The sequence below is a fragment of the Acinetobacter sp. C32I genome, assembly GCF_023702715.1.
Lineage (GTDB): Bacteria > Pseudomonadota > Gammaproteobacteria > Pseudomonadales > Moraxellaceae > Acinetobacter.
The window spans coordinates 2,743,818-2,764,200 of record NZ_CP098480.1 but is presented as its reverse complement, the minus strand read 5'-3'; the positions used below and the strand labels follow the sequence as shown (position 1 = coordinate 2,764,200).

Below are 20,383 nucleotides of genomic sequence, written 5' to 3'. Positions count from 1 at the left end.
AAAAAAGCATGTCGGAACATGCTTTTTATTTGGATGGGAGTCGAGCGTTAAGCAGACTTCGCCACAGCGACAGGCGCTAACATATGACCTGTTTCTTCAAAATTGGCATGCCAAGACAAGGCTTCACGAAGAATGTGTGGGGTATGGCCACCGCGTGCACAAGCACGGTCAAAGTAATCATTGAGCGCACCTTGATACAGTGGATGTACGCAGTTATCAATAATCACACGGGCACGTTCACGTGGTGCTAAGCCACGAAGATCGGCCAGACCAACTTCTGTGACCAAAATGTCCACATCATGTTCATTGTGATCGACGTGGCTGACCATTGGTACGATCGATGAAATATCACCACCTTTAGCAATAGATTTGGTCACGAAGATCGCAAGGTGTGCGTTACGGGCAAAGTCACCTGAACCACCGATACCGTTCATCATCTTGGTACCACAAACGTGGGTTGAGTTCACGTTGCCGTAAATATCAAACTCAAGTGCGGTGTTGATGCCGATAATCCCCAAACGACGCACCAGTTCTGGATGGTTTGAAATTTCTTGAGGGCGAAGTACTAATTTGTCTTTGTAGTGTTCAAGATTGCCAAATACACGCTCGCCACATTGTGCTGATAGGGTAATTGAGCTACCTGAAGCAAACTTCATCTTGCCTGCATCAATCAGTTCAAACGTACAGTCTTGTAGAACTTCTGAATACATGACCAAGTCTTCGAAATTCGAATCTTTAAGTCCCGTTAAAACAGCATTCGCAATTGAGCCAATGCCCGCCTGTAATGGACCTAAGTTTTTCGCTAAACGACCTGCAGCCACTTCCTGTTCAAAGAATTTGATCAAGTGGTTGGCAATGCCTTGAGTCTCAGCATCAGGTGCAGTCACCGTTGATGGTGAATCTGCGGTATCATTGAATACGATACCCACGATTTTTGCTGGATCGATTGGAATCGCGGTTGAACCAATACGGTCATCCACTTGTGTTAAAGGCAATGGTGTACGGGTAGGGCGATAGGTCGGGATATAAATATCGTGTAAGCCTTCGAAATTTTCGCTGAGCGAGGTATTGATTTCGACAATTACTTTTTCTGCAAAAATCGCAAAACTTGCTGAGTTGCCGACAGAGGTGGTTGGAACGATATGACCATCCTCGGTAATGGCAACTGCTTCAATTACTGCAACATCAGGACGTTTCAGTTGCTGGTTACGCATCTGTTCAACGGTTTCAGACAAATGTTGGTCGATAAACATCACTTCGCCATTGTTGATGGCACGACGTAAGGTGTTGTCAACTTGGAATGGCATACGACGCGCAAGAACACCTGCTTCTGTCAATTGTTTGTCTAAGTCGTTGCCGAGGCTTGCACCGGTAATTAATGTGATTTTTAACGGATTTTTTTTGGCTTGTTCGACCAATGCTTGTGGTACAGCTTTCGCTTCACCAGCACGGGTAAAACCGCTCATACCCACCGTCATATCATTTTTAATAAACTGAGCTGCCTGCTCTGCACTCATCACTTTGTCATGCAGTGCTGCAAGACGAATACGACTTAAAGACATCATCCATTCTCAATATTGCTTTTCATTGGATATGGATTTTAGCGCTAAAACATGAAAAGTGAATTGAAATAAGGCTAAGGTCTAATACAGCTGCATACGCTTTATTCATCTGCTTTTCAGTTGCTTATTTTCTGTGTGATATTTGCTTGAATTTATACAGGAAAGAAACTTGGAGGTAGGTTCATTGCGTGGTTTGAATCGGTATAAAACCGGACTAAAGCCATCAATCCTAAATCGATTGGACTGAAGACTTTAGTCGAAGAGTCATTGATAGACGATGAAAGGAGGTAGATTGGATCCCTTTAAAAATGCCCTGTTAGCGTCTGCTTTATTTTATCGATGGCATTGTTTTGTGGTTCGTCATTTGATGCTGTAGAAATGGGGAGGGAAATCACCACTTCCAAGCCACCTTGTTCACGGTTACGGATGCTGATCTGTCCTTGGTGAATATCGACAATGCGTTTTACAATCGCCAGACCTAAACCACTGCCTTGAATAGTACGAGCAGAATTACCGCGTACAAAAGGCTGCATCAATTCTTCCACTTGATCGGGAGGAATGCCTTCGCCGTGATCGGCAACTGTAATTAAGATGTGCTCATCGACATGGCTGGCAGAAAGTTCAATCGGCTCTGCACCATAGCGTTTAGCATTGTTAATTAAATTGGCAATCAGACGTTTTAAGGACAAGCTACGCGCAGCAATGATCGGTAGTTCTTGTGCCTGAAAACGAATATCCAGTGGTTTGAACTGCACCACCAGTTCCTGTAGTAGGGTATTGAGGTTGGTTTCCGTGAGTTCTTCATCCGAACCATCTCGCATATAGGATATGAACTGATTCAAAATCGCGTCCATGTCGTCGACATCGTAGATCAGGCCTTCACGGAAAAACTCATCAGGTAGCATTTCTGCGGTCAAACGAATACGCGTCAATGGTGTACGTAAATCATGGGAAATCCCTGCCAACATAATCTGACGATCACGTTCGGTTTGCTCAAGCGTATATACCATGTGGTTAAAGGCTTGGTTCACCTGACGAATTTCAAGTGGTCCGTGATTGGTGTCGAGATAAGGCGCCTTACCCGTTTTACTATAATTGTTGGCTGTATTTTGTAAGCGACGCAAAGGTCGGTTCATTTGTCGAACCAAAATTAAAATAATAATGGAAGATAGAATTGGAACACCAAACAGCCAACTTGCAATCAGCTCAACACTATAGTTTGTATAGGTTTTTAACGGTTCTCTAACCCAATTCCCGTTCATTTCTGGGGTTTGAATCCAGATGCGTGGAATCGGTTTAAATTTAAAATAAACCGTAACGTTTTCTACGCCGAGTTCTTTGGCCAGTTTGGATTCAATTTGATTGGTAAATAATTCCGCTAAGAATTTATCTTCAACCTTTGGAAATTCTTTGGGATCGGTTACATATTCAATGCCAATACGATTTTTTAACCAAGTATCGACATCGACTTCGCTATCGCGATGCAGAATACGGATATCTGGATTATTGACCAGTTCCAATTCAATCGCGAGGTAGCGGGCGTGTTGCTGTAACTCAGGCAGATAAAGCGTTCGCCAAAAGAACCACAAAGACATAAACAGGCTAAAAAACACCATGAACAACACCAGAATGGTGGTGCGCATGGCGGCAGAACGCGGTTTAATTTTATCTAAAAAACGTTCCCATTTGGTTCGTGGCCTTTCGGAATAAGCTGCGAAATCCGTAAATTCTTGTGGATCAATGGGTTCAAGTTTCAACGTTTAATTTCCCAAGCTTATTCAGCACCATCAGGAACAAAAACGTAGCCTACGCCCCAAACGGTTTGGATATAACGGGCACGGGCAGGGTTATCTTCAATTAAACGACGCAGACGAGAGACTTGGACATCAATCGAACGTTCCATTGCACCCCATTCACGACCACGTGCCAAATTCATCAGCTTGTCACGCGTCAATGGTTCACGTGGATGCTGAACCAGTGCTTTTAAGACTGCAAACTCGCCCGTGGTGAGCGTAACCACCTGACCTTCACGGGTCAGTGTACGCGTCGATAAATCTAAAGACCATGGACCAAAGCTGACCACTTCCACTTGTTGGCTCGGTGCACCTGGTACTTCACGCACTTGACGACGTAATACTGCGCGAATACGTGCCAGTAATTCATTTGGGTTAAATGGTTTTGGCAAATAGTCATCTGCACCCGCTTCCAGACCTGCAATACGGTCAGAGTCACTGCCACGTGCAGTCAGCATGATAATCGGGGTATCAATATTGGATTGGCGTAAACGACGGCAAATGCTTAAACCGTCTTCGACAGGAAGCATAAAATCAAGCACGATAAGTGAGAACAGTTCACGTTGTAGTAAACGGTCCATTTGGGTTGCATCATGGGCAGTTTTTACCACAAAGCCTTTGTCTTCCAAAAAGCGTTGTAATAGCGTACGCAAGCGCACATCGTCATCGACCACTAAGATGCGTTCGACTCGGTCTGTCTCATGGTGCACAGTTTCCGTCGATTCGGCAGGTACAACTAAACTCATGATGTGCTCCTTTATCGTTTATTGTCATCGTCTTTATGCAATGCGATTGTGAAATATCAATACAACTTTGAGTATACGATTCATTGCACAGTTTTGGCTATGTTATAAAGCAACAAATATTGCCAATAAAATCAAGAGATAGATACCAAATATATACAGGCAAAATGATGACAATCAATCTATTTTTCAATATTTAGGCGAAAAAATCTTGGTATTTTAGAAACATTTCGAGATTTGCATAAACTACTCTCACAATATTCAAAAAAACAATGGTGGATTTTATAGCCATGAACTTTATAATCAGTGCTTTTAGACTTAACCCTTGTGGAATCAATCACGATGACTGACTTAGTTCAGCAGTTGGCAAATGAACTTGCCGTACGTCCAAACCAAGTAGAAGCTGCTATTCGTTTAATTGATGAAGGTGCTAGCGTTCCTTTTATTGCACGTTACCGTAAAGAAGTCACGCAAGGCTTAGACGATACGCAATTACGTCAACTCGATACACGTTTAACTTATTTACGTGATTTATACGAGCGTCGTGAGAAGGTGATCCAATCTTTACAAGAACAAGATAAATTAAGCGATGATTTATTAGCACGCGTCAATGCAGCAGATACCAAGAATGCATTAGAAGAAATTTACGCGCCATATCGTCCAAAACGAACCAGTAAATCATTTAAAGCAAAAGAGGCTGGCCTCGGGGTTATTGCTGAAAAAATTATTGCTGATCAAGTGGATCCAACTGAAGCTTTAGCGGGCTTTAGCCATGAAGACTACCCAGACGTAGAAAGCCAGCTGGATGCAATTCAGCATATCTTGATTGATGACTGGGCACAAAACATTGCTTTAACCACTGAATTAAAACAAACTTTTGCTAAAACTGCAGTCTTGAAAAGTGCGGTGGCTTCTGATGAGAAAAAAGAAGTCGGCAAAAAGTTCCGTGATTATTTTGAGTTTTCTGAAAACCTCAACAAAGTGCCATCGCATCGTTTATTGGCGATGTTACGTGGCCGCCAAGAAAATGTATTGGGTCTGAAAGTGGATGGCGAGGATGATGCGCCGTTGGCTCGTATTGAGACAGAATATAATCTTGAACAAATTCAACCACAAAGCCGTCAGGATTATCTTAAACAAACGGCTAAACTGTTCTGGTTAGGCAAAATTCGTCCTCAAATCGAACATTCATTATTAACAGACAAACGTTTGGCTGCTGAAGCTGAAGCAATGGATGTATTTGCTGAAAATCTACGTCATTTATTGCTTTCTGCACCTGCAGGCAGCCGTACCACATTAGGGGTTGACCCTGGTATCCGTACCGGTGTGAAGCTTGCTGTGGTGAGTGATGCAGGTGATGTCCTAGCGCATAGCACCATTTATCCATTTGCACCGAAAGAAGACAAAGCAGGCTCGATTGCTGAACTTGCACGTTTATGCCGAGAGTTCCACGTGGAACTTATTGCGATTGGTAATGGTACTGCAAGTCGTGAAACAGAAGCGGTTGTTGCTGAAATGATGGCGGCCAATACTGATCTGCAATTGACACGTATCACCGTAAGTGAAGCGGGTGCTTCTGTTTACTCTGCAAGTGAACTGGCTTCACAAGAGTTGCCTGAGCTTGATGTTTCGATTCGTGGTGCGGTGTCAATTGCACGTCGTTTACAAGATCCATTGGCTGAGTTAGTAAAAATCGATCCAAAGTCGATTGGTGTGGGTCAATATCAACATGATGTGAACCAGACTGGCTTAGCAAAAACACTGGATGCTGTGGTTGAAGACTGTGTGAATGCGGTGGGTGTGGACGTGAATACAGCATCTCCTGCGATCTTGGCCTACATTGCGGGTCTGAATAAGTCGATTGCTCAGCAGATTGTGGACTACCGTAAAGAAAATGGTCGTTTTGATAACCGTCAGGCATTGAAGAAAGTACCACGTTTAGGCGAGCGTACTTTTGAACAATCTGCGGGCTTCTTGCGTGTACAAAATGGTTCAGAGCCACTAGATGCTTCTGCTGTTCACCCTGAAAGTTATGGTTTGGTAGGAAAAATTGTTGCAGCAAAAGCGACAACAGTAAAAGACATTATCGGGAATACCGAAATTATTCGCCAAGTCAAAGCCGATGAATTTGTTGATGATCAATTTGGTCTACCGACCATTCAAGACGTTTTGGCTGAATTGGAAAAACCGGGTCGTGATCCACGTCCAGAATTCCGTACTGCGAAATTCCGTGAAGACATTACCGAAGTTGCGCAATTGACTGAAGGCATGCAACTTGAAGGTGTAGTCACCAATGTGACCAACTTCGGTGCCTTTGTGGATGTGGGTGTACACCAAGATGGTCTCGTGCATATCTCGGAACTTGCCAATGAGTTTGTTTCTGATCCACATAAAGTGGTGAAACCAGGTCAAATTGTGCAAGTCCGTGTGATGCAAGTGGACGTGGAACGTAATCGTGTCAACTTGAGTATGCGTGCTGAAGGCTCAGCTCCAGCCAAAGCACCACGTCAGCAACGTCCACAACAAGATCGTACTGAACGTTCAGATCGTAAACCACAAGGCCAACGTCCACCACGTAAAGAGGGTGACTTTAAGCGTCCGCAAAATAACAAGCCAAAAACTGAGAAGCCGCAAGAGCAAAAAATTGGTGGTTTAGGTGCGTTGTTATTACAAGCTGGGATTAAAGGTTCTAAGTAATTGATCAAATAAATAAAAGCCTCTTCGGAGGCTTTTATTTTGAGTGAGAGGGTTCTAATTTTTGCATGTCTGTGACGGCAATAACCATAAAAAATGAAGGGTTAAATAATGAAAAAAATATTGTTTGTATTGGCGATTGCAGCTTGGAGCTTTGCTGTGCTGGCGAAAGTCCCTTATAGCGCAACCGCTGATTGTCGCTTTGATTATGATGATTTTGACTTCTGTTCCAAGCGCAATATTGCTCAATATAAAGCTGCATTGGCAAAACAGTCGCCCAACTATGATGCAACAAAAATTTTGCTCAATGTCGGATCGACTCGTGAAATTCGTTATGTGGTGATAGATACGCAAACGGGTGTGGTGTTTCCGTTACGTGATGCAGTATTAGGCTTTAAAGATGAGAAAGGCGGATTAAACGGTCAGCCTGCATTGATTCAGTTTTCGCTTAAACAGCCACAATTGTGTATTCAAGGCAGTGTCGATGCCTATCGTGATGCCTATGATAATGTCAAAGTGTGCTATCACATGAAACAAGATTCGATGCTCAAATATGGTCAAGAGATGAGACGGGTTGATCTTCCAGCATCATTAAACTAATTCTTATTTGAATGACCTGCTACGGGTGATTTTATGGATGCTCAAGTGGTGCTTTTAACTGGAGCAGCTGCTGCTCTCTTAATTCGAGCTGTACGATGTTTTTTTCATTTGATGCGATTTTTAATGCTTGGATATCCAGCAGAATCTCATCAAGTAACTGTTGATATTGTTGCGGGTTGAGGATGTGAGCAGCGAGCAATATACCATCTGTTTTGGCATGATAATTTAAACTAATTTTTCGTAATAGATTTAATGCAAAAGGAGGGCAGAGTAAAGCATCTAATAATAGCTGCATGATTTTAAGCCAGGAAAGCTGGAGTTTTTTCCTTTTTACAATCACAAACAAGATAGAAATGAGATTTAAACTATAAATAATGACTAAGATGATCGCAACGGCAAGATAGCCTGCTTTAAATAAAATTAAAAAGGGTAAAATCGCTAAGGTCAGCACAAAGACGAAAATATTGATCCATTGTAGCGGCTTTAAGGTTTGGCTGATATTTTTGAGGTGGCGAATATCATCGGAATGCATGATAAGCTCAGAATCTTTGATCTTCCATGCACATTTAAAAAGGAGTTGATGCGATAAAAGTAGGTTTGGGATGAATAAATATTTACGAAAAACGTTCAGTTGCCGTGAAATCAATTGTGATTTAAAGGTGGATCCCAGCCCTTTTTGAAGATTAAACTCATTATAAAAATAGAGATGAGCCGAGTCATAAATATAGAACCCGACTATCCCGAGTATAATCAGTATGTCGAAGGATAACGACATTTATGATTTCTTTTTATTAAACAGGGAGCGCAGCCATCCACCTACGGCAATCGCACCTACAGCAATGAATTTCCATGCGGCCGCAAAGAATGCAGCAATCGCAGCCCAGAAGCCTTTTTTGGTCGCAACGACTGCTGCACCACCTGCAATTAATGCCGCTAGGCCGTATTCAGCCACTTTATCGCCTTCACGGTATTCTGCGTATTTCTCACCAAAATTATAATCAAAACCCTTTAAGCTGGTTTTAAAGGCATTAATATTCTGGGTTAAATGTTCTTCATCAGATACCAGTGTTGCACTGGTTACACCAGTACGACCTAGAATACGGATGGTGTAGTTAATGGCTTCATTATTCTCTTCATCACGGATTTTAAGTGCCCATTCTAAACGTTTGGTTTGATTGTCATAATGAGGTGGAACAGCCCATCCAATGGTATACAGTTTTGGATAACCTAAACGTGTGCGCTCTTCATTAGACGGTTCATCAGATGCCTTGAGTTGTTTTAATAAGGCATCGGCATCGATTTTTTCATCATCTTTGACATAACCTGAAGGATCAAAATCAAAGGTTGCCCACCATGAATCATCGGGAGCGACTAAAATATTGGTACTTCCTGTGGTTAAATTTCCAGTGAGTTCTAAGAATTTATCGGCATTCTTTGGATCTAAAAATCCTTCATCTTTGAGGGTATTTAACGTTGCCACATTGGCGACATTTTCTTTTTTCGGCCCTAAATGCCAATCTAGGGTTGCCATCGGGTTTTCTGCAGCATTTTGAGTCGTGCTGGTATTGGTTGCAGTTTCTTCTGTTGATGCCGATGCGTGCACATAACTCGGAATCGTGGTGGTTCCTAATACAGAAAGACTCAGTGCGATTGCATAACTTAAAGGGATTAATTTTTTAGGGTGCAGGGGATTTAACATAGTGTTCTCTCAATTTTTTTGCTTTTGGTTTTATTACAATTTATTGCATAAATTATGTGCGGAGTTTAAAAGATTTTAAATAAAAATTAAATATGTTGAGATGATTATCTTTTTTACTTTCTTTGTATTGGATTATATAAAATAGATTTTTTATTTTAATTATCAATTTAAATGGTTGAATAAAAGCTTATTCATCGGTTTTATTGAACCGCCAAGATTTATCTTTGTTTTGAACAAATAGCAATTTTGTTCTATACATCTATCTGAATCGCGTTAACCTGACACAATGCAAAAACTTCAAAGGAGGTCTTGATGTCGCGTAGACCTCGTGAGCAAGTCGATTATTTACACCTAGCAGAACTGGGTGGTCTGGAAATGCTGAAAGCAAGTTATTATCAGCAGGAATTTTCACGACATGTTCATGAAGGATTTTGCATTGGTGTGATTGAAGAAGGGGCGCAGCGCTTCTATCGTACTGGCGGTAACCATGTTGCACCGCAAGGCGATATTATTCTGGTCAATGCCGATGAAGTACATACGGGTTCTGCTGCGGTCGAAACGGGATGGCGTTATCGTGCCATCTATCCAACTCCTGAAGTGTTCTATGAATTGACTCGTGATCTGACCAGCGTGCATGGTACAGCGCCATGGTTTAAAGAGGCCGTATTGCATGATGAAGGATTGGCGCAGCAATTCCGTCTGTTATTCGATTTATTGGAACAACCGCATAATACTTTATTAAAACAGACCTTGTTTCTTTCGACCATTGCTTGGTTGGTATCGAAATATAGTCAGGTGAAACCGCAAATTACTGATCTGAGTAATGCCAAGCAACGTATCCTCAATATCAAAGAGCTGATGGCAACTATGCCTGAGCAAGAGTTTTCATTGGCCGAACTTGCAGCAATGGCCAATTTCAGCCAATGGCATTTTTTACGTCAATTTAAAAAACATGTCGGACTATCACCGCATGCGTGGTTGGTGCAGGCACGGTTGCAGAAATCTCAAAAACTGTTAAGACAGGGGCTGCTGTTATCTGAAGTTTCACAGCAATGTGGTTTTTCGGATCAGAGTCATTTCAGTCGGCATTTTCGTCAGACTTTTGGGATTACTCCTGGCGGCTATGTGGCTTATCTCAAATAAAATAGCAATTTTATACAATTCTCATTGATCCATTTTTGGCATAGTCATCAGGTCTTTTATGAGCAATTGTGATGTTGATGTTAAGTGAAAGCATAACCGATGATACGCCGATGAGCATATCGCGGGCATTTCTCAATGGGGTGATTAAAATACTGCCGCTGTGTTTTGCAGTATTGCCTTGGGGGCTATTGGCAGGCTCGATGGCGATTCAGGCAGGGCTGAGTACTGTACAAGCGATTGGCATGTCGGCTTTGGTTTTTGCAGGTGCAGCGCAGTTGATGACCTTAGGTTTAGTGATGGCCGGAACGCCTGCATTCACCATCATCATTTCAGTATTTCTGATTACCACACAGCATTATCTATATGCCCTGTACCTACGTGAAGATATTTCCAAACAGCCTTTAAAACATCGCTTGCTATTGGGCTTTTTGCTGACTGATGAATTGTTTGCGGTGAGTATTAAAAAGCAGCAACACTATATTTACTATTTATTGGGTGCTGGAAGCTGTTTTTATCTGTGCTGGGTCCTGTTTAGCATTTGTGGGGTGCTGCTTGCCTCATCAGTGCCGAATCTTGATCAATATCATTTGGACTTTTCTATTGTTGCGACTTTTATCGCCATCGTGATTCCGTTTATTAAAAACATAAATACCTTGGTCGGTGTGTTGGTATCTGTGCTGTTGACCTTGGTTTTTCTGAGTCTAGGGATTAAAAGTGCCGCGATCTTGGCAGGGGTGATCGGGATGCTAACCGCGACGTGTTTACAGAATTTACGGGAGCGTGTGGCATGACTTGGTTCCTCTTGATTATTCTGGCTGTGGTGGTGTTTATGAATCGCTATATTTTGCTAGAACCGAATATTCCGTTGCGCTTACCAAAATGGTTTCAACAATCTTTACAGTATTCTGCACCGTGTTTATTGACTGCGATTGCAACGCCGATTGTGTTTATGGATGAGCATGGCGCATTTCGTTCGACTTTATTGAATCCATATTTTTTGGCCACGATTTTAATCATTATCATTGCGTATAAGGTGAAACATACTTTATTGACCATTATCCTGAGTTTGGCCTGTTTCTATGCTTTGGTGTTTTTCTTGCCTTAGCGTGTTTGGGCATTGCTGTTGAATGCCCAAATCGTTGTCAATATTCGACTTAACGGGTGGTATAACCGCCATTGGCAAAAATGGTTTGTCCAGTGATCCACCAGCCATCGGTCACCAAGAAGCGAACCAAAGGCTCAATATCTTCGATCTTGGTTAAGCCACCTAAAGCAGATGCTGATTTATGATAGGCCACCGCTTCGGGTGCTTCTTGACCGTAGAAAAATGGCGTATCCATTGGGCCTGGTGCAACCGCAGTAACGGAGATGCCACGTTGACCAAACTCTTTGGATGCTGCACGGGTATAATGTTCGACGGGTGCTTTTAAGCCTTCATAAGTTGAATAAAGTCCTGTATACGCTGCAAGTAAACTGGTTACGATGGTGCAGATCTTGCCATTGTCATTCAGATGACGACCTGCCGATTGAATAAAGAAATAGGCAATTTTATTGTTGATGTCATTCATGCCATCAAACTCGTGCTCAGTGGTGTCTAAATACGGTTTTTTTAGCACACGGCCTACCGTATTAATCGCAATATCGACGCCACCAAAGTTTTCTTTAGCGGTGATAAACAGTTGCTCAATATTTTGGATATCGGATAAATCAGCTCGTACCAAAACGGCTTTTGCACCGAGTGCCTGTACGTCTTTTAAGGTTTGTTCGGCATCGGCTTGCGTGGCAGCACTGTTGTAGTGAATCAATAAATTTGCACCTTGTTCAGCGAACTTACGTGAAATCAAACCGCCTAAGTTTTTTGCGCCGCCTGTGATCAGTACGGTTTTCCCATTTAGATGATGCTGTGACATGTATTTGTCCTGATGTTGTTATGCATAAAAAACATGCTAATTGAATTTATTTGTTTGAAATAGTTGTTAGTATTGAATTGATTGTGCAAAAAAGTTGAACAATAAAAATGGATAAGATTGATCGTTTAAAAATCTTTTGCTTAGTGGCAGAGAAACAGTCTTTTGCACAAGCCGCACTGCAATTGGGATTACCGCGTTCCAATGTGACTTATGCGATTCAAACACTGGAAAAAGAATATGAGGTATTACTGTTTTATCGCACCACGCGTAAAGTCGCTTTAACCCATGAAGGGAGTTTGTTTTACGATGAAGCCATGCGTTTGGTGGCACAGTTAAAAGAGCTGAATCGTTTTAAAACCCATGTGCGTAGTCAGGAAGGGAAGATCAGTATTGGTATGCCGAAACGCTTAGCCACACAAGTTCTGATTCCTCATCTATCTGAATTTTATCAACGTTACCCCAAAGTAAAAGTGTTGGTGAATGGCAGTGATGATTTTTCTAATTTGATCGAGCAACAGCTGGATTGTGTGGTACGTGTCGGACAAGTTCAGGATGAATATCTGCTGATTCGTCCCATTAGCCAGACTGAAATATGGACTGTGGCAGCACCACAATATTTGGCAGAATTTGGTGAACCTCAACGCTTTGAGGAATTACAACAGCACTTCGCGGTGGATTACCATGTCGCTAAACATTATCGAGAGTGGAGTGAGCTTTTATTCCAAACAGATCGAGTCAAAATGCCTTACCGTTTATTGGTTGAGAATACCGAGGCCTATATTCAGGCTGGTTTAGCAGGCATTGGCATGATTCAAATTCCTGAATTTGATGCAGCGCCTTATGTACAGCAAGGACAGTTACAACGTTTATTTATCGATATTCCAAGTTTGCAGTTACCCGTCAATTTGTTGCTGACTGACCGCCAATACCGACCTAAATATTTTCAGGACTTTATTGACTGGTTAAATGAATTATTAAAAACCAAGTTGTAATGGGAAGGGAACTGCCAATGCATGTGGACAAAGCAGACAGACAATAAAAAAGCATACCTGAGTATGCTTTTTTATTTTGGCAAGGATTAATACAGACCAAGTAAGAAGCCAGCACCTAAGGTAAAGAAGCTGAATAACCAGATCCAGCCAAACGAATAGCGCAAATGGCGTCCCATATCGGTGCCTGTCAGTCCGACCGCAAGCCAAGTTGCAGGTGAGAATGGGCTGACAAAGGTTCCTGCATTGTTGCCAATCGCCATGGCGTATACCACTGAATCGGCATTCACCCCAGCGGTAGCAGTGACTTCCTGCACAATCGGTAACAAGGCAAAGTAATAGGCATCAGTACTGGTAAAGATGTCCATCGGTACACCCAAAATGCCCACCAGAATGTGCAGACTCGCAATCCATGTACTTGGTAGGATTTTAATGAGGTCTAGGGCAATCGATTGCAGCATACCTGATTCAGACAGAATCCCGAGAAATGCACCGGCCGCAAAAATAATGGCAACCATACTCAGTGCTTGTGGTGCATGACGGCCAATCACTTCAATCTGTGTTTTCGGCTGCGGGAAATTGACAATCAAGACCAAGGCAAGGGCAATCATAAACACATAAGGTGCAGAGAACAGACCAAATGCCAAACATACGATGGCAGCAACGATCAGTCCAAGGTTAAACCATAGATTCTTTGGTTTGGCGTCTTCTTGCAGATCTTCGGCCAGATCTTTGGCCATGCAGTCTTGTTCAAATGGTGTGGTGCCAAGGGCTTGAGCCGCGAGAATACGTTTTTTCTCACGTAAACCCATAAATACGGCAAACACCATCATCCCTGCAACACCCACCACTTGAACGGGAATCAGACTATGCCAGAGTGTGGCAGCATCTAAACCTGTCGCGGCTGAAGCACGTCCCAAAGGCCCGCCCCATGGCACCATATTCATTACGCCCATACTGCCTGCCATGAGTAATAGCATCAGATAGGGACTCATGCCCAATTTACGGTAAAGTGGTAATAAGGCTGGAATAATAATTAAAAAAGTGGCAGCGCCTGAACCATCTAAATGCACAATCGCAGCAATCAGGGTGGTCATCACAGCAACGATCACGACATTGCCACGGGTCATTTGCACCATGCGTTTAATCATGGGGTCAAAGACATGTAATTCTTTTAAAATGCTAAAAAACAAAATGGCGAATAAAAACATGGTCGCCACTTTGGTCACTTTGGCTAGACCGGCTTCAAAGAAACCAGAAATCTCGCTAATCGAAAAACCAGCAATGAGCGCGCCAATAAGAGGAACAATCGACATTGCAACAATTGGACTGGTTTTACCAGACATCAGTAGCGCAACAATTGTCACAATAATTAGAATACCTATCAGCGTCAGCATTATTTACTCCCTAAAGTTGTAACCTCTTGCCATAAAAAAGTGTTAAAAATACACCAAAAATAAAAATTAAAGCGCCGACCATTATGCATAAAAACTTAATTTGTTCTTAAATTTAAGAAGAAAAACTAAACAGATAGGCCAAGAAATGGACATTATGTTTAATTTTTTCGGAAAATAGGTCAGAGCGAAATAATGCTGTGCCTAAAAAGTAGCCAGATTTTGGAGCGATAACAGAAGATGGCAGCGGTAGATTGAATCACCAACTTTTTAAAAAATACTGTGCTGAGAACAATCAAAATGAAATGACTTGATTTTGACTTCGGTCGTTTTTTGCAGTACAACATAAATTAGAGTAATTACTCTAATTTTAAGGTTGGATGAAATGCAAATTGGTCGACACGCTTGGATGACACAGACTTCGGGAGATTTATCCTTAAAAGACCGTATGGCACTGCTAAGCCATAGTCTGTTGCCTGTGCTTAAGCAAAGCATAAAAATGTATAGTTTGGCCTATCGGATTAAACCTGCTACCCCGCATCAACTGGATATGGATGATCTGAGATTGCCAGACAGTGTAGACGTGCAACAAGCCTTGGAGAAAATGCAGGATTGCAGTTCGCAGGCCTTACAGAATCATTGTCTGAGAACATGGTGTTATGCCACGGCATTTGCGCAAATGCAGCATTTAAAACCAGATGATGAATTATTGGCAGTTTCTTGTTTATTGCATGATTTAGGTATGACAGAACAATATTATCAGCATCATGTACAGTGTCGTTGCTTTGCTGGGCAAGGGGCATATGCAGCAAGAGATTGGTCGCTTGAACAGGGCTGGCAAGTGCCACGGGCAGATCAACTGTTTGATGTAATCAGTCTGCATATGAATCCTTATGTTGGGCTTGAGGAGGGGATAGAAGCGCATTTACTGCAACAGGCGGCCAGTTGTGATGTCATCGGCAGTCGTGGCTTTGAATTCTCGCTTCCATTCAGGCAGCAATTACAGCAATATTATCCCCGTCTGGGTTTTAGCCAAATGATGATTGAATTTACTCAACAAGAAGCTGTACAGCGTCCTCGATCTCGTACCGCTATGCTGGTACAGAGTGGCTTTAAGCAGTTGGTGAATTTAAATCCTTATGAAAAATAATCCTTTAAAATAAAAAACCACCTTTGCTTTTACAAAAGTGGTTTAGATTCATCGTACAATTTTTTTAGTGGTCATGCTCCAGATATTCAGGCTTTTTCGGTAAGGCCCAACTACACATGAAACAGATTAATAGCATGATAATGACATAGACAAAGAAGGTATTTTCAATGCCTGCATCTTTAAATAATAACGCCACTGAAGGTGCAGAACCCCCAAACAAGGCATTACCCACTGCATAGGAGAAACCAACACCTAAGGCACGGACATGCGGCGGGAACATTTCAGCTTTGACCAAACCACTGATCGAAGTATAGAAGCTCAGCAGCAGCATCAAGAAAATCAGTAACAGGGTGATGATGACAGGGGAGTCAGCAAAGCTGCGCATACCGGTGACCATGACCGGATAAATAAAGATGGCGCTGAGTAAACTGAATGCCAGCATGGAAGCACGACGACCGATACGGTCTGACAACATACCAAATACAGGTTGCGCCAACATGAATACAAATAGCGCCGTGGTCATGATAAAGCCAACGGTTTTACCATCCATACCAATATTGGTGAGGTAGGTTTTTGAATAAACCGTGACTACATAGAAGGTCAGTGAACCCGCAGAGGTATAGCCGACAACCAGTAAGAACGTTTTCCAGTGCTGTTTAAGTAAGGCGATTAAGCTACCCGATTCTTCACGTTCGGCATCTTCATGTGACAAGGTTTCTTCTAAACGACTACGGGCGAACAAAGACAATAATGCAGCAACACCACCGATGACGAAAGGAATTCGCCAGCCACCATCATTTAGCTGTTGTTCGGTCATAAAGCCGAGTAAGATCACCCCAAGTAAACTGGCCAGTAACTGACCCCCTGAAAGGGTGACGTACTGGAATGATGCAAAGAAGCCTCGTTGCCCTTTTAAGCCGAGTTCACTCATATAGGTCGCAACAGCACCATACTCACCACCGACGGAGAGGCCTTGCAGTAAACGTACCATGAGCAGTAAAAAGGGTGCCCACATCCCGACTTGATCATAAGTCGGTAAGGCTGCAAATAGGAATGAACTGAGTGCCATTAAGCAAATTGAAATGACCATTGATTGCTTGCGGCCTTGACGGTCAGCAATACGTCCGAATAGCCAACTGCCGATTGGGCGCATGAAAAAGCTGGCACCAAACACACCCCAAACATAAATGGCTTTGGTGGTTGGATCCATATCTGGTGCAGTTAATGCATGCGTAAAATAAGCAGCAAACACGGCATAAATATAGAAATCAAACCATTCAACTAAATTCCCTGATGCCGCACCGACGATACCTTTGATACGACTTCTTCTTTCTTCCTTGCTATATGTCTGACTCATATATGTTCCTTTTCAACCAAGCAAGATTCTGTAACTGAATCTTTACAGAATGTTATATACCGCTAAAAAAGCATGAAAATGGCATTATTTTGTATGTTTTTTATAAACAGATTTTTCTATGGTGAAAATAGCGCACTTTTTTGCTAACTATTTGACAGATAAAGAATGTCAGAATAGTCAAGATTGAGAATTTAATGTTTTTAAAAGCAGTAAATTGAATATTTAAGAAAGTAATTAATTTAATTATTAAAGATCACAACGTTTTTGAAAAGACTACGTTGTTTTTTGTAAGTTGGTTCGCACTACATAAGCAAGATGAAATTATGAATTTTATTTTCTTAAATCAGCCAATCAAAAGGCGGATTTTAACTGAGAGAAAAGAGGGTTTATGTCTGCTTGCACATAGGTGGGTATAGGCATCTTATTCAAATCAGATTTGTCGTGTTTGCTTCATGAAGCCCCTGAATTTGAGAACAGATTGAAACGAATTGACCTTAAAATATTATTAATATCTGGGGTGAGTGTCGAGGGAGTTGAAGTCATTAACAGAAGAGTCTGTTGATTAATGCAGCAAAGCTGTGGATAAGTTTTAGTTTATACACATGGGGCGTTGTTGCGATTACAGAACGTTTTTAAAGCAATTAGTTGAGGTCTGGAATCGGACAATCTTTTCTCAGTGGACAAGCTTCACCCTGAGTAAATCGGCTTAACATCGTTCTGATTTGATGAAGCTGTGCAATCTTCTCATCTATCAAATCTAACTTGTCTTGGAAAATACTTTGTACTTGTGGGGCAGGGATTTCATCTTGGGCTGTCATCGCTAAAATCTGCTTGATTTCATTGAGCGAGAAGCCAAGATTTTTGGCGGTACGAATCAGTTGTAACTGTTGTAGGGTTTGTTCTGAATAATCTTTATAGCCATTATTACAGGTGATGGACTGGATCAACTGCATTTTTTCATAAAAGCGAATGGTATCCCGACTTAAATCCGTCTGTTTTGCCAATTGTCCAATCAACATAAAGACCTCCTTTATTATTTTTAAAAAGTGGTGCATAAACCACTTGACCATTGAGTGTACTCCATCCTTTAGCCTATGCCTACATTCATTAAAAAGGGCGTAGCAGATGACGCATAACAACTTAAAAACACAGCAAGATAGGCAAGTTGCGATGGTGGCAGGTGCAACAGGATTTATTGGCCGCTATTTAATTTTAGAGCTATTAAGGCAGGGGCACTCAGTCTTTGCTTTGCTTCGGAATCAGGCAAAACAACAAGCAATGCTTATGCATTGGCTTAGTCAAAAAGGTATTCCCTTGGAGCAACTGACTTTTATTCAAGGTGATGTAACACGGACGGATTTGGCCATCAGCAGCGTGGATTGGGACAAATTAAAGTCAGTCAACACTTTATATAATAGTAGTGCATTGTTTGCATGGAATCTCAGTATGCAGCAAGCAAGGGCTGTCAATGTTGAAGGTGCGTTGAATTTATTAAACTGTGTGCATCAGCATTGTGATTTAAAACGTGCAGTACATGTTTCAGGTTATATGCTGACGATCGAAAGTCATTTACAGCAAGCTGGAGTTTGTCTTGAACAACCAGAAAATACCGAATGGCAATCTGTGTATCAGCATTTAGGGGCTTATGAAGCATCGAAAATAGAGGCGCATTTTGCATGGATACAGCAAGCACAACAGCTATCGGTAGATTGGACCATTATCCACCCAGCAACAGTGGTTGGCGATGATGTGTCGGGTGAAATCCCCAAGAATCAGCCAATCGCGCAAATGATTGATGTGCTGAAACGTAAAAAAATGAGTGCCATTCCGGCAACGGCTCAGCATTATCTTCCTTTAATCCGTGTTGATGATTTATGTCAGGTGATGGTGAAAGCAACGATGGATCAGACCTTGGCAAATCAAGCGATGCTGGTGGTGAGTGAGCATTCTGTTGCCCTGCATCAACTGACCCGAATGATTGCAGATCAATTGCAGGTGAATGCACCAACCAGACATGTGCCGATTGGGCTGCTAAGATTTATTTTAAAGTGGCAATGGTTGGCGAAAAAATTAGAAATGTCCACGGAAATGCTGAGTTTTCTAAGAACAGAACAGTTGGATCGAAAACGATTGACGCAATTTCAACAGCGCTGGCAGATTTCAATGGGTAATTTGGAAGCTGCGATTCGAAAAAGTACCGACTGGATCAATCAAGCCAGTTAGAGCTTCCTTCAAATAAAAACAGCCAATCAAAAGATTGGCTGTTTTTCTGAATTTAGCTAAAAAGATTACCAGTGTTCGCCTGGGAACAAGCGCGCATAAGCACGTTGAATCAGATTTAACTTCTCTTGCTCACCGACAGACGCGGTAGAGCTTGGGAACAGGTTGAAACCAATCGACATTAAAATGTTGTTAATGTCTGGTGCAATGGCATAAGTAATCGAAGCAAGGCGACCTAAGTTCGTTGCGATTTTTTTCGGACGTTTCACGATCGCATAAGCAATTAAATCGGCTGCTTCTTCTGGAGAAAGCGTTGGTACATATTTATAGATCTTGGTCGGTGCGATCATTGGTGTCCGCACCAAAGGCATATAAATAGAGGTAATCGCAATCTTGTGTGAATGCACTTCGGCAGATAAACAACGACTAAATGCATCCAATGCCGCTTTAGACGCAACGTAAGCAGAAAAGCGCGTTGCATTGGCAAGAACACCAATCGAGCTGATGTTGATGATTTGACCGTCTTTGCGCTGCATCATGTGCGGTAAAATATTCAAGACTAAACGCACTGCACCAAAGTAATTTAACTGCATGGTACGTTCGAAGTCATGGAAACGATCAACAGACTCATGTACTGCACGACGGATTGAGCGTCCTGCATTGTTAACAAGAATATCAATGTGATCAACTGCCGCTAAGATTTCTTTTGAAACCGCGTCGATTGACTCCATGTCGTTTAGATCGCATGGGAAAACAGAGGCTGTTCCACCTTCCGCTTCGATCTCTGCTTTTACCTCATCTAACTTCTCCTTGGTACGAGCAAGCAAGAGCACATGAGCACCTGCTTGTGCGAGGTATTTTGAAACCGTTAAACCAATACCACTTGATGCACCAGTGACAATGATCGTTTTACCGTCGACTTTTTGCTGAAAAAGTTTTTTGAGTTTTGCATTCATGTAAGTGTCCTACATTAATCACACTGTTGTTTGCAATGCCTTCTTATTACGATTAAACACTGCACTTTATTTTGCTGTAATATTAACCGATATTTTTTGTTTGTCTAGTGTAAATCTTTGAAAAATAATGTCTTTTTTAGAGTAAAAGCTCTAAAACAAGATCTTGTAATAGT

Annotated in this window: 18 protein-coding genes; 8 read left to right on the top strand and 10 right to left on the bottom strand. The window is 42.0% G+C overall.

Features of this window, described 5'->3' with window-relative positions; genetic code table 11:
• Positions 1 to 47 precede the first annotated feature (47 nt).
• The 3 genes from scpC to ompR all read right to left on the bottom strand — a co-directional run bounded on the left by scpC (position 48) and on the right by ompR (position 4,101).
• A complete protein-coding gene (gene scpC, locus NDN13_RS13195) occupies positions 48 to 1,562 on the bottom strand; it encodes a succinyl-CoA:acetate CoA-transferase ScpC (protein ID WP_101235435.1) in 1,515 nt (504 codons plus the stop codon).
• 302 nt (positions 1,563 to 1,864) lie between these two features.
• Positions 1,865 to 3,319, bottom strand: coding sequence for an ATP-binding protein (locus NDN13_RS13190; protein ID WP_251115778.1), 1,455 nt, complete (start codon positions 3,317 to 3,319; stop codon positions 1,865 to 1,867).
• A gap of 17 nt (positions 3,320 to 3,336) precedes the next feature.
• Positions 3,337 to 4,101: an osmolarity response regulator transcription factor OmpR gene (gene ompR / locus NDN13_RS13185; protein ID WP_004657337.1), complete on the bottom strand. Its 765-nt coding sequence runs from the start codon at positions 4,099 to 4,101 to the stop codon at positions 3,337 to 3,339.
• A gap of 339 nt (positions 4,102 to 4,440) precedes the next feature.
• On the opposite strand from ompR, the gene NDN13_RS13180 reads away from it, so the two are divergent.
• Positions 4,441 to 6,795, top strand: a complete 2,355-nt coding sequence (locus tag NDN13_RS13180; protein WP_251115777.1) for a Tex family protein — start codon at positions 4,441 to 4,443, stop codon at positions 6,793 to 6,795.
• 108 nt (positions 6,796 to 6,903) lie between these two features.
• Positions 6,904 to 7,392 carry a hypothetical protein gene (locus NDN13_RS13175; protein WP_251115776.1) on the top strand — a complete coding sequence of 163 codons (489 nt, stop codon included), beginning with the start codon at positions 6,904 to 6,906 and terminating at the stop codon, positions 7,390 to 7,392.
• A 31-nt stretch (positions 7,393 to 7,423) separates the two neighbouring features.
• Here the strand turns inward: NDN13_RS13175 and NDN13_RS13170 are convergent, their stop codons facing one another.
• Together NDN13_RS13170 and NDN13_RS13165 are read right to left on the bottom strand one after the other, a co-directional pair.
• On the bottom strand, positions 7,424 to 8,167 hold the full coding sequence (locus tag NDN13_RS13170; RefSeq protein WP_251115775.1) for a hypothetical protein: 744 nt from the start codon (positions 8,165 to 8,167) through the stop codon (positions 7,424 to 7,426).
• Entirely contained in the window at positions 8,168 to 9,091 is a 924-nt protein-coding gene (locus NDN13_RS13165) for a DUF2167 domain-containing protein (RefSeq protein WP_251115774.1), read from the bottom strand.
• Between the two features lie 312 nt (positions 9,092 to 9,403).
• Here NDN13_RS13165 and NDN13_RS13160 point away from each other — a divergent pair, with 312 nt between their 5' ends.
• The 3 genes from NDN13_RS13160 to NDN13_RS13150 all read left to right on the top strand — a co-directional run bounded on the left by NDN13_RS13160 (position 9,404) and on the right by NDN13_RS13150 (position 11,339).
• Positions 9,404 to 10,234, top strand: coding sequence for an AraC family transcriptional regulator (locus NDN13_RS13160; protein WP_251115773.1), 831 nt, complete (start codon positions 9,404 to 9,406; stop codon positions 10,232 to 10,234).
• A 77-nt stretch (positions 10,235 to 10,311) separates the two neighbouring features.
• Complete coding sequence (locus NDN13_RS13155) at positions 10,312 to 11,025, top strand: AzlC family ABC transporter permease (RefSeq protein ID WP_251118234.1); 714 nt, start codon at positions 10,312 to 10,314, stop codon at positions 11,023 to 11,025.
• The gene (locus tag NDN13_RS13150) at positions 11,022 to 11,339 is read left to right on the top strand and encodes an AzlD domain-containing protein (protein ID WP_251115772.1); all 318 of its coding nucleotides are present in this window, start codon (positions 11,022 to 11,024) and stop codon (positions 11,337 to 11,339) included. The genes NDN13_RS13155 and NDN13_RS13150 overlap by 4 nt, the downstream gene beginning before the upstream one ends.
• A 49-nt stretch (positions 11,340 to 11,388) precedes the next feature.
• Here NDN13_RS13150 and NDN13_RS13145 read toward each other — a convergent pair whose 3' ends face one another.
• Positions 11,389 to 12,144: an SDR family oxidoreductase gene (locus tag NDN13_RS13145; protein ID WP_251115771.1), complete on the bottom strand. Its 756-nt coding sequence runs from the start codon at positions 12,142 to 12,144 to the stop codon at positions 11,389 to 11,391.
• Between the two features lie 107 nt (positions 12,145 to 12,251).
• On the opposite strand from NDN13_RS13145, the gene NDN13_RS13140 reads away from it, so the two are divergent.
• Positions 12,252 to 13,136: a LysR family transcriptional regulator gene (locus NDN13_RS13140; RefSeq protein ID WP_251115770.1), complete on the top strand. Its 885-nt coding sequence runs from the start codon at positions 12,252 to 12,254 to the stop codon at positions 13,134 to 13,136.
• An 86-nt stretch (positions 13,137 to 13,222) separates the two neighbouring features.
• Here the strand turns inward: NDN13_RS13140 and NDN13_RS13135 are convergent, their stop codons facing one another.
• Complete coding sequence (locus NDN13_RS13135; RefSeq protein WP_065343189.1) at positions 13,223 to 14,530, bottom strand: CitMHS family transporter; 1,308 nt, start codon at positions 14,528 to 14,530, stop codon at positions 13,223 to 13,225.
• Between the two features lie 382 nt (positions 14,531 to 14,912).
• On the opposite strand from NDN13_RS13135, the gene NDN13_RS13130 reads away from it, so the two are divergent.
• Positions 14,913 to 15,677: an HD domain-containing protein gene (locus NDN13_RS13130; protein WP_251115769.1), complete on the top strand. Its 765-nt coding sequence runs from the start codon at positions 14,913 to 14,915 to the stop codon at positions 15,675 to 15,677.
• Between the two features lie 64 nt (positions 15,678 to 15,741).
• Here the strand turns inward: NDN13_RS13130 and NDN13_RS13125 are convergent, their stop codons facing one another.
• Together NDN13_RS13125 and NDN13_RS13120 are read right to left on the bottom strand one after the other, a co-directional pair.
• Positions 15,742 to 17,034 (bottom strand): MFS transporter, encoded by a 1,293-nt coding sequence (locus NDN13_RS13125; protein ID WP_251115768.1) that lies wholly within the window; start codon positions 17,032 to 17,034, stop codon positions 15,742 to 15,744.
• A gap of 641 nt (positions 17,035 to 17,675) precedes the next feature.
• Positions 17,676 to 18,053: a MerR family DNA-binding protein gene (locus NDN13_RS13120; protein WP_005209272.1), complete on the bottom strand. Its 378-nt coding sequence runs from the start codon at positions 18,051 to 18,053 to the stop codon at positions 17,676 to 17,678.
• A gap of 106 nt (positions 18,054 to 18,159) precedes the next feature.
• Here NDN13_RS13120 and NDN13_RS13115 point away from each other — a divergent pair, with 106 nt between their 5' ends.
• Positions 18,160 to 19,257 carry an SDR family oxidoreductase gene (locus tag NDN13_RS13115; RefSeq protein ID WP_251115767.1) on the top strand — a complete coding sequence of 366 codons (1,098 nt, stop codon included), beginning with the start codon at positions 18,160 to 18,162 and terminating at the stop codon, positions 19,255 to 19,257.
• Between the two features lie 65 nt (positions 19,258 to 19,322).
• On the opposite strand, the gene NDN13_RS13110 is transcribed toward NDN13_RS13115, so the two are convergent.
• Positions 19,323 to 20,210 carry an SDR family NAD(P)-dependent oxidoreductase gene (locus NDN13_RS13110; protein WP_070074487.1) on the bottom strand — a complete coding sequence of 296 codons (888 nt, stop codon included), beginning with the start codon at positions 20,208 to 20,210 and terminating at the stop codon, positions 19,323 to 19,325.
• Between the last annotated feature and the right edge of the window lie 173 nt (positions 20,211 to 20,383).

Bases quoted from the DNA above. Each gene is read 5' to 3' on its own strand.
- scpC (WP_101235435.1), bottom strand. From the start codon at position 1,562: ATGTCTTTAAGTCGTATTCGTCTTGCAGCACTGCATGACAAAGTGATG.
- ompR (WP_004657337.1), bottom strand. From the start codon at position 4,101: ATGAGTTTAGTTGTACCTGCCGAATCGACGGAAACTGTGCACCATGAG.
- NDN13_RS13180 (WP_251115777.1), top strand. From the start codon at position 4,441: ATGACTGACTTAGTTCAGCAGTTGGCAAATGAACTTGCCGTACGTCCA.
- NDN13_RS13175 (WP_251115776.1), top strand. From the start codon at position 6,904: ATGAAAAAAATATTGTTTGTATTGGCGATTGCAGCTTGGAGCTTTGCT.
- NDN13_RS13170 (WP_251115775.1), bottom strand. From the start codon at position 8,167: ATGTCGTTATCCTTCGACATACTGATTATACTCGGGATAGTCGGGTTC.
- NDN13_RS13165 (WP_251115774.1), bottom strand. From the start codon at position 9,091: ATGTTAAATCCCCTGCACCCTAAAAAATTAATCCCTTTAAGTTATGCA.
- NDN13_RS13160 (WP_251115773.1), top strand. From the start codon at position 9,404: ATGTCGCGTAGACCTCGTGAGCAAGTCGATTATTTACACCTAGCAGAA.
- NDN13_RS13155 (WP_251118234.1), top strand. From the start codon at position 10,312: ATGTTAAGTGAAAGCATAACCGATGATACGCCGATGAGCATATCGCGG.
- NDN13_RS13150 (WP_251115772.1), top strand. From the start codon at position 11,022: ATGACTTGGTTCCTCTTGATTATTCTGGCTGTGGTGGTGTTTATGAAT.
- NDN13_RS13145 (WP_251115771.1), bottom strand. From the start codon at position 12,144: ATGTCACAGCATCATCTAAATGGGAAAACCGTACTGATCACAGGCGGC.
- NDN13_RS13140 (WP_251115770.1), top strand. From the start codon at position 12,252: ATGGATAAGATTGATCGTTTAAAAATCTTTTGCTTAGTGGCAGAGAAA.
- NDN13_RS13135 (WP_065343189.1), bottom strand. From the start codon at position 14,530: ATGCTGACGCTGATAGGTATTCTAATTATTGTGACAATTGTTGCGCTA.
- NDN13_RS13130 (WP_251115769.1), top strand. From the start codon at position 14,913: ATGCAAATTGGTCGACACGCTTGGATGACACAGACTTCGGGAGATTTA.
- NDN13_RS13125 (WP_251115768.1), bottom strand. From the start codon at position 17,034: ATGAGTCAGACATATAGCAAGGAAGAAAGAAGAAGTCGTATCAAAGGT.
- NDN13_RS13120 (WP_005209272.1), bottom strand. From the start codon at position 18,053: ATGTTGATTGGACAATTGGCAAAACAGACGGATTTAAGTCGGGATACC.
- NDN13_RS13115 (WP_251115767.1), top strand. From the start codon at position 18,160: ATGACGCATAACAACTTAAAAACACAGCAAGATAGGCAAGTTGCGATG.
- NDN13_RS13110 (WP_070074487.1), bottom strand. From the start codon at position 20,210: ATGAATGCAAAACTCAAAAAACTTTTTCAGCAAAAAGTCGACGGTAAA.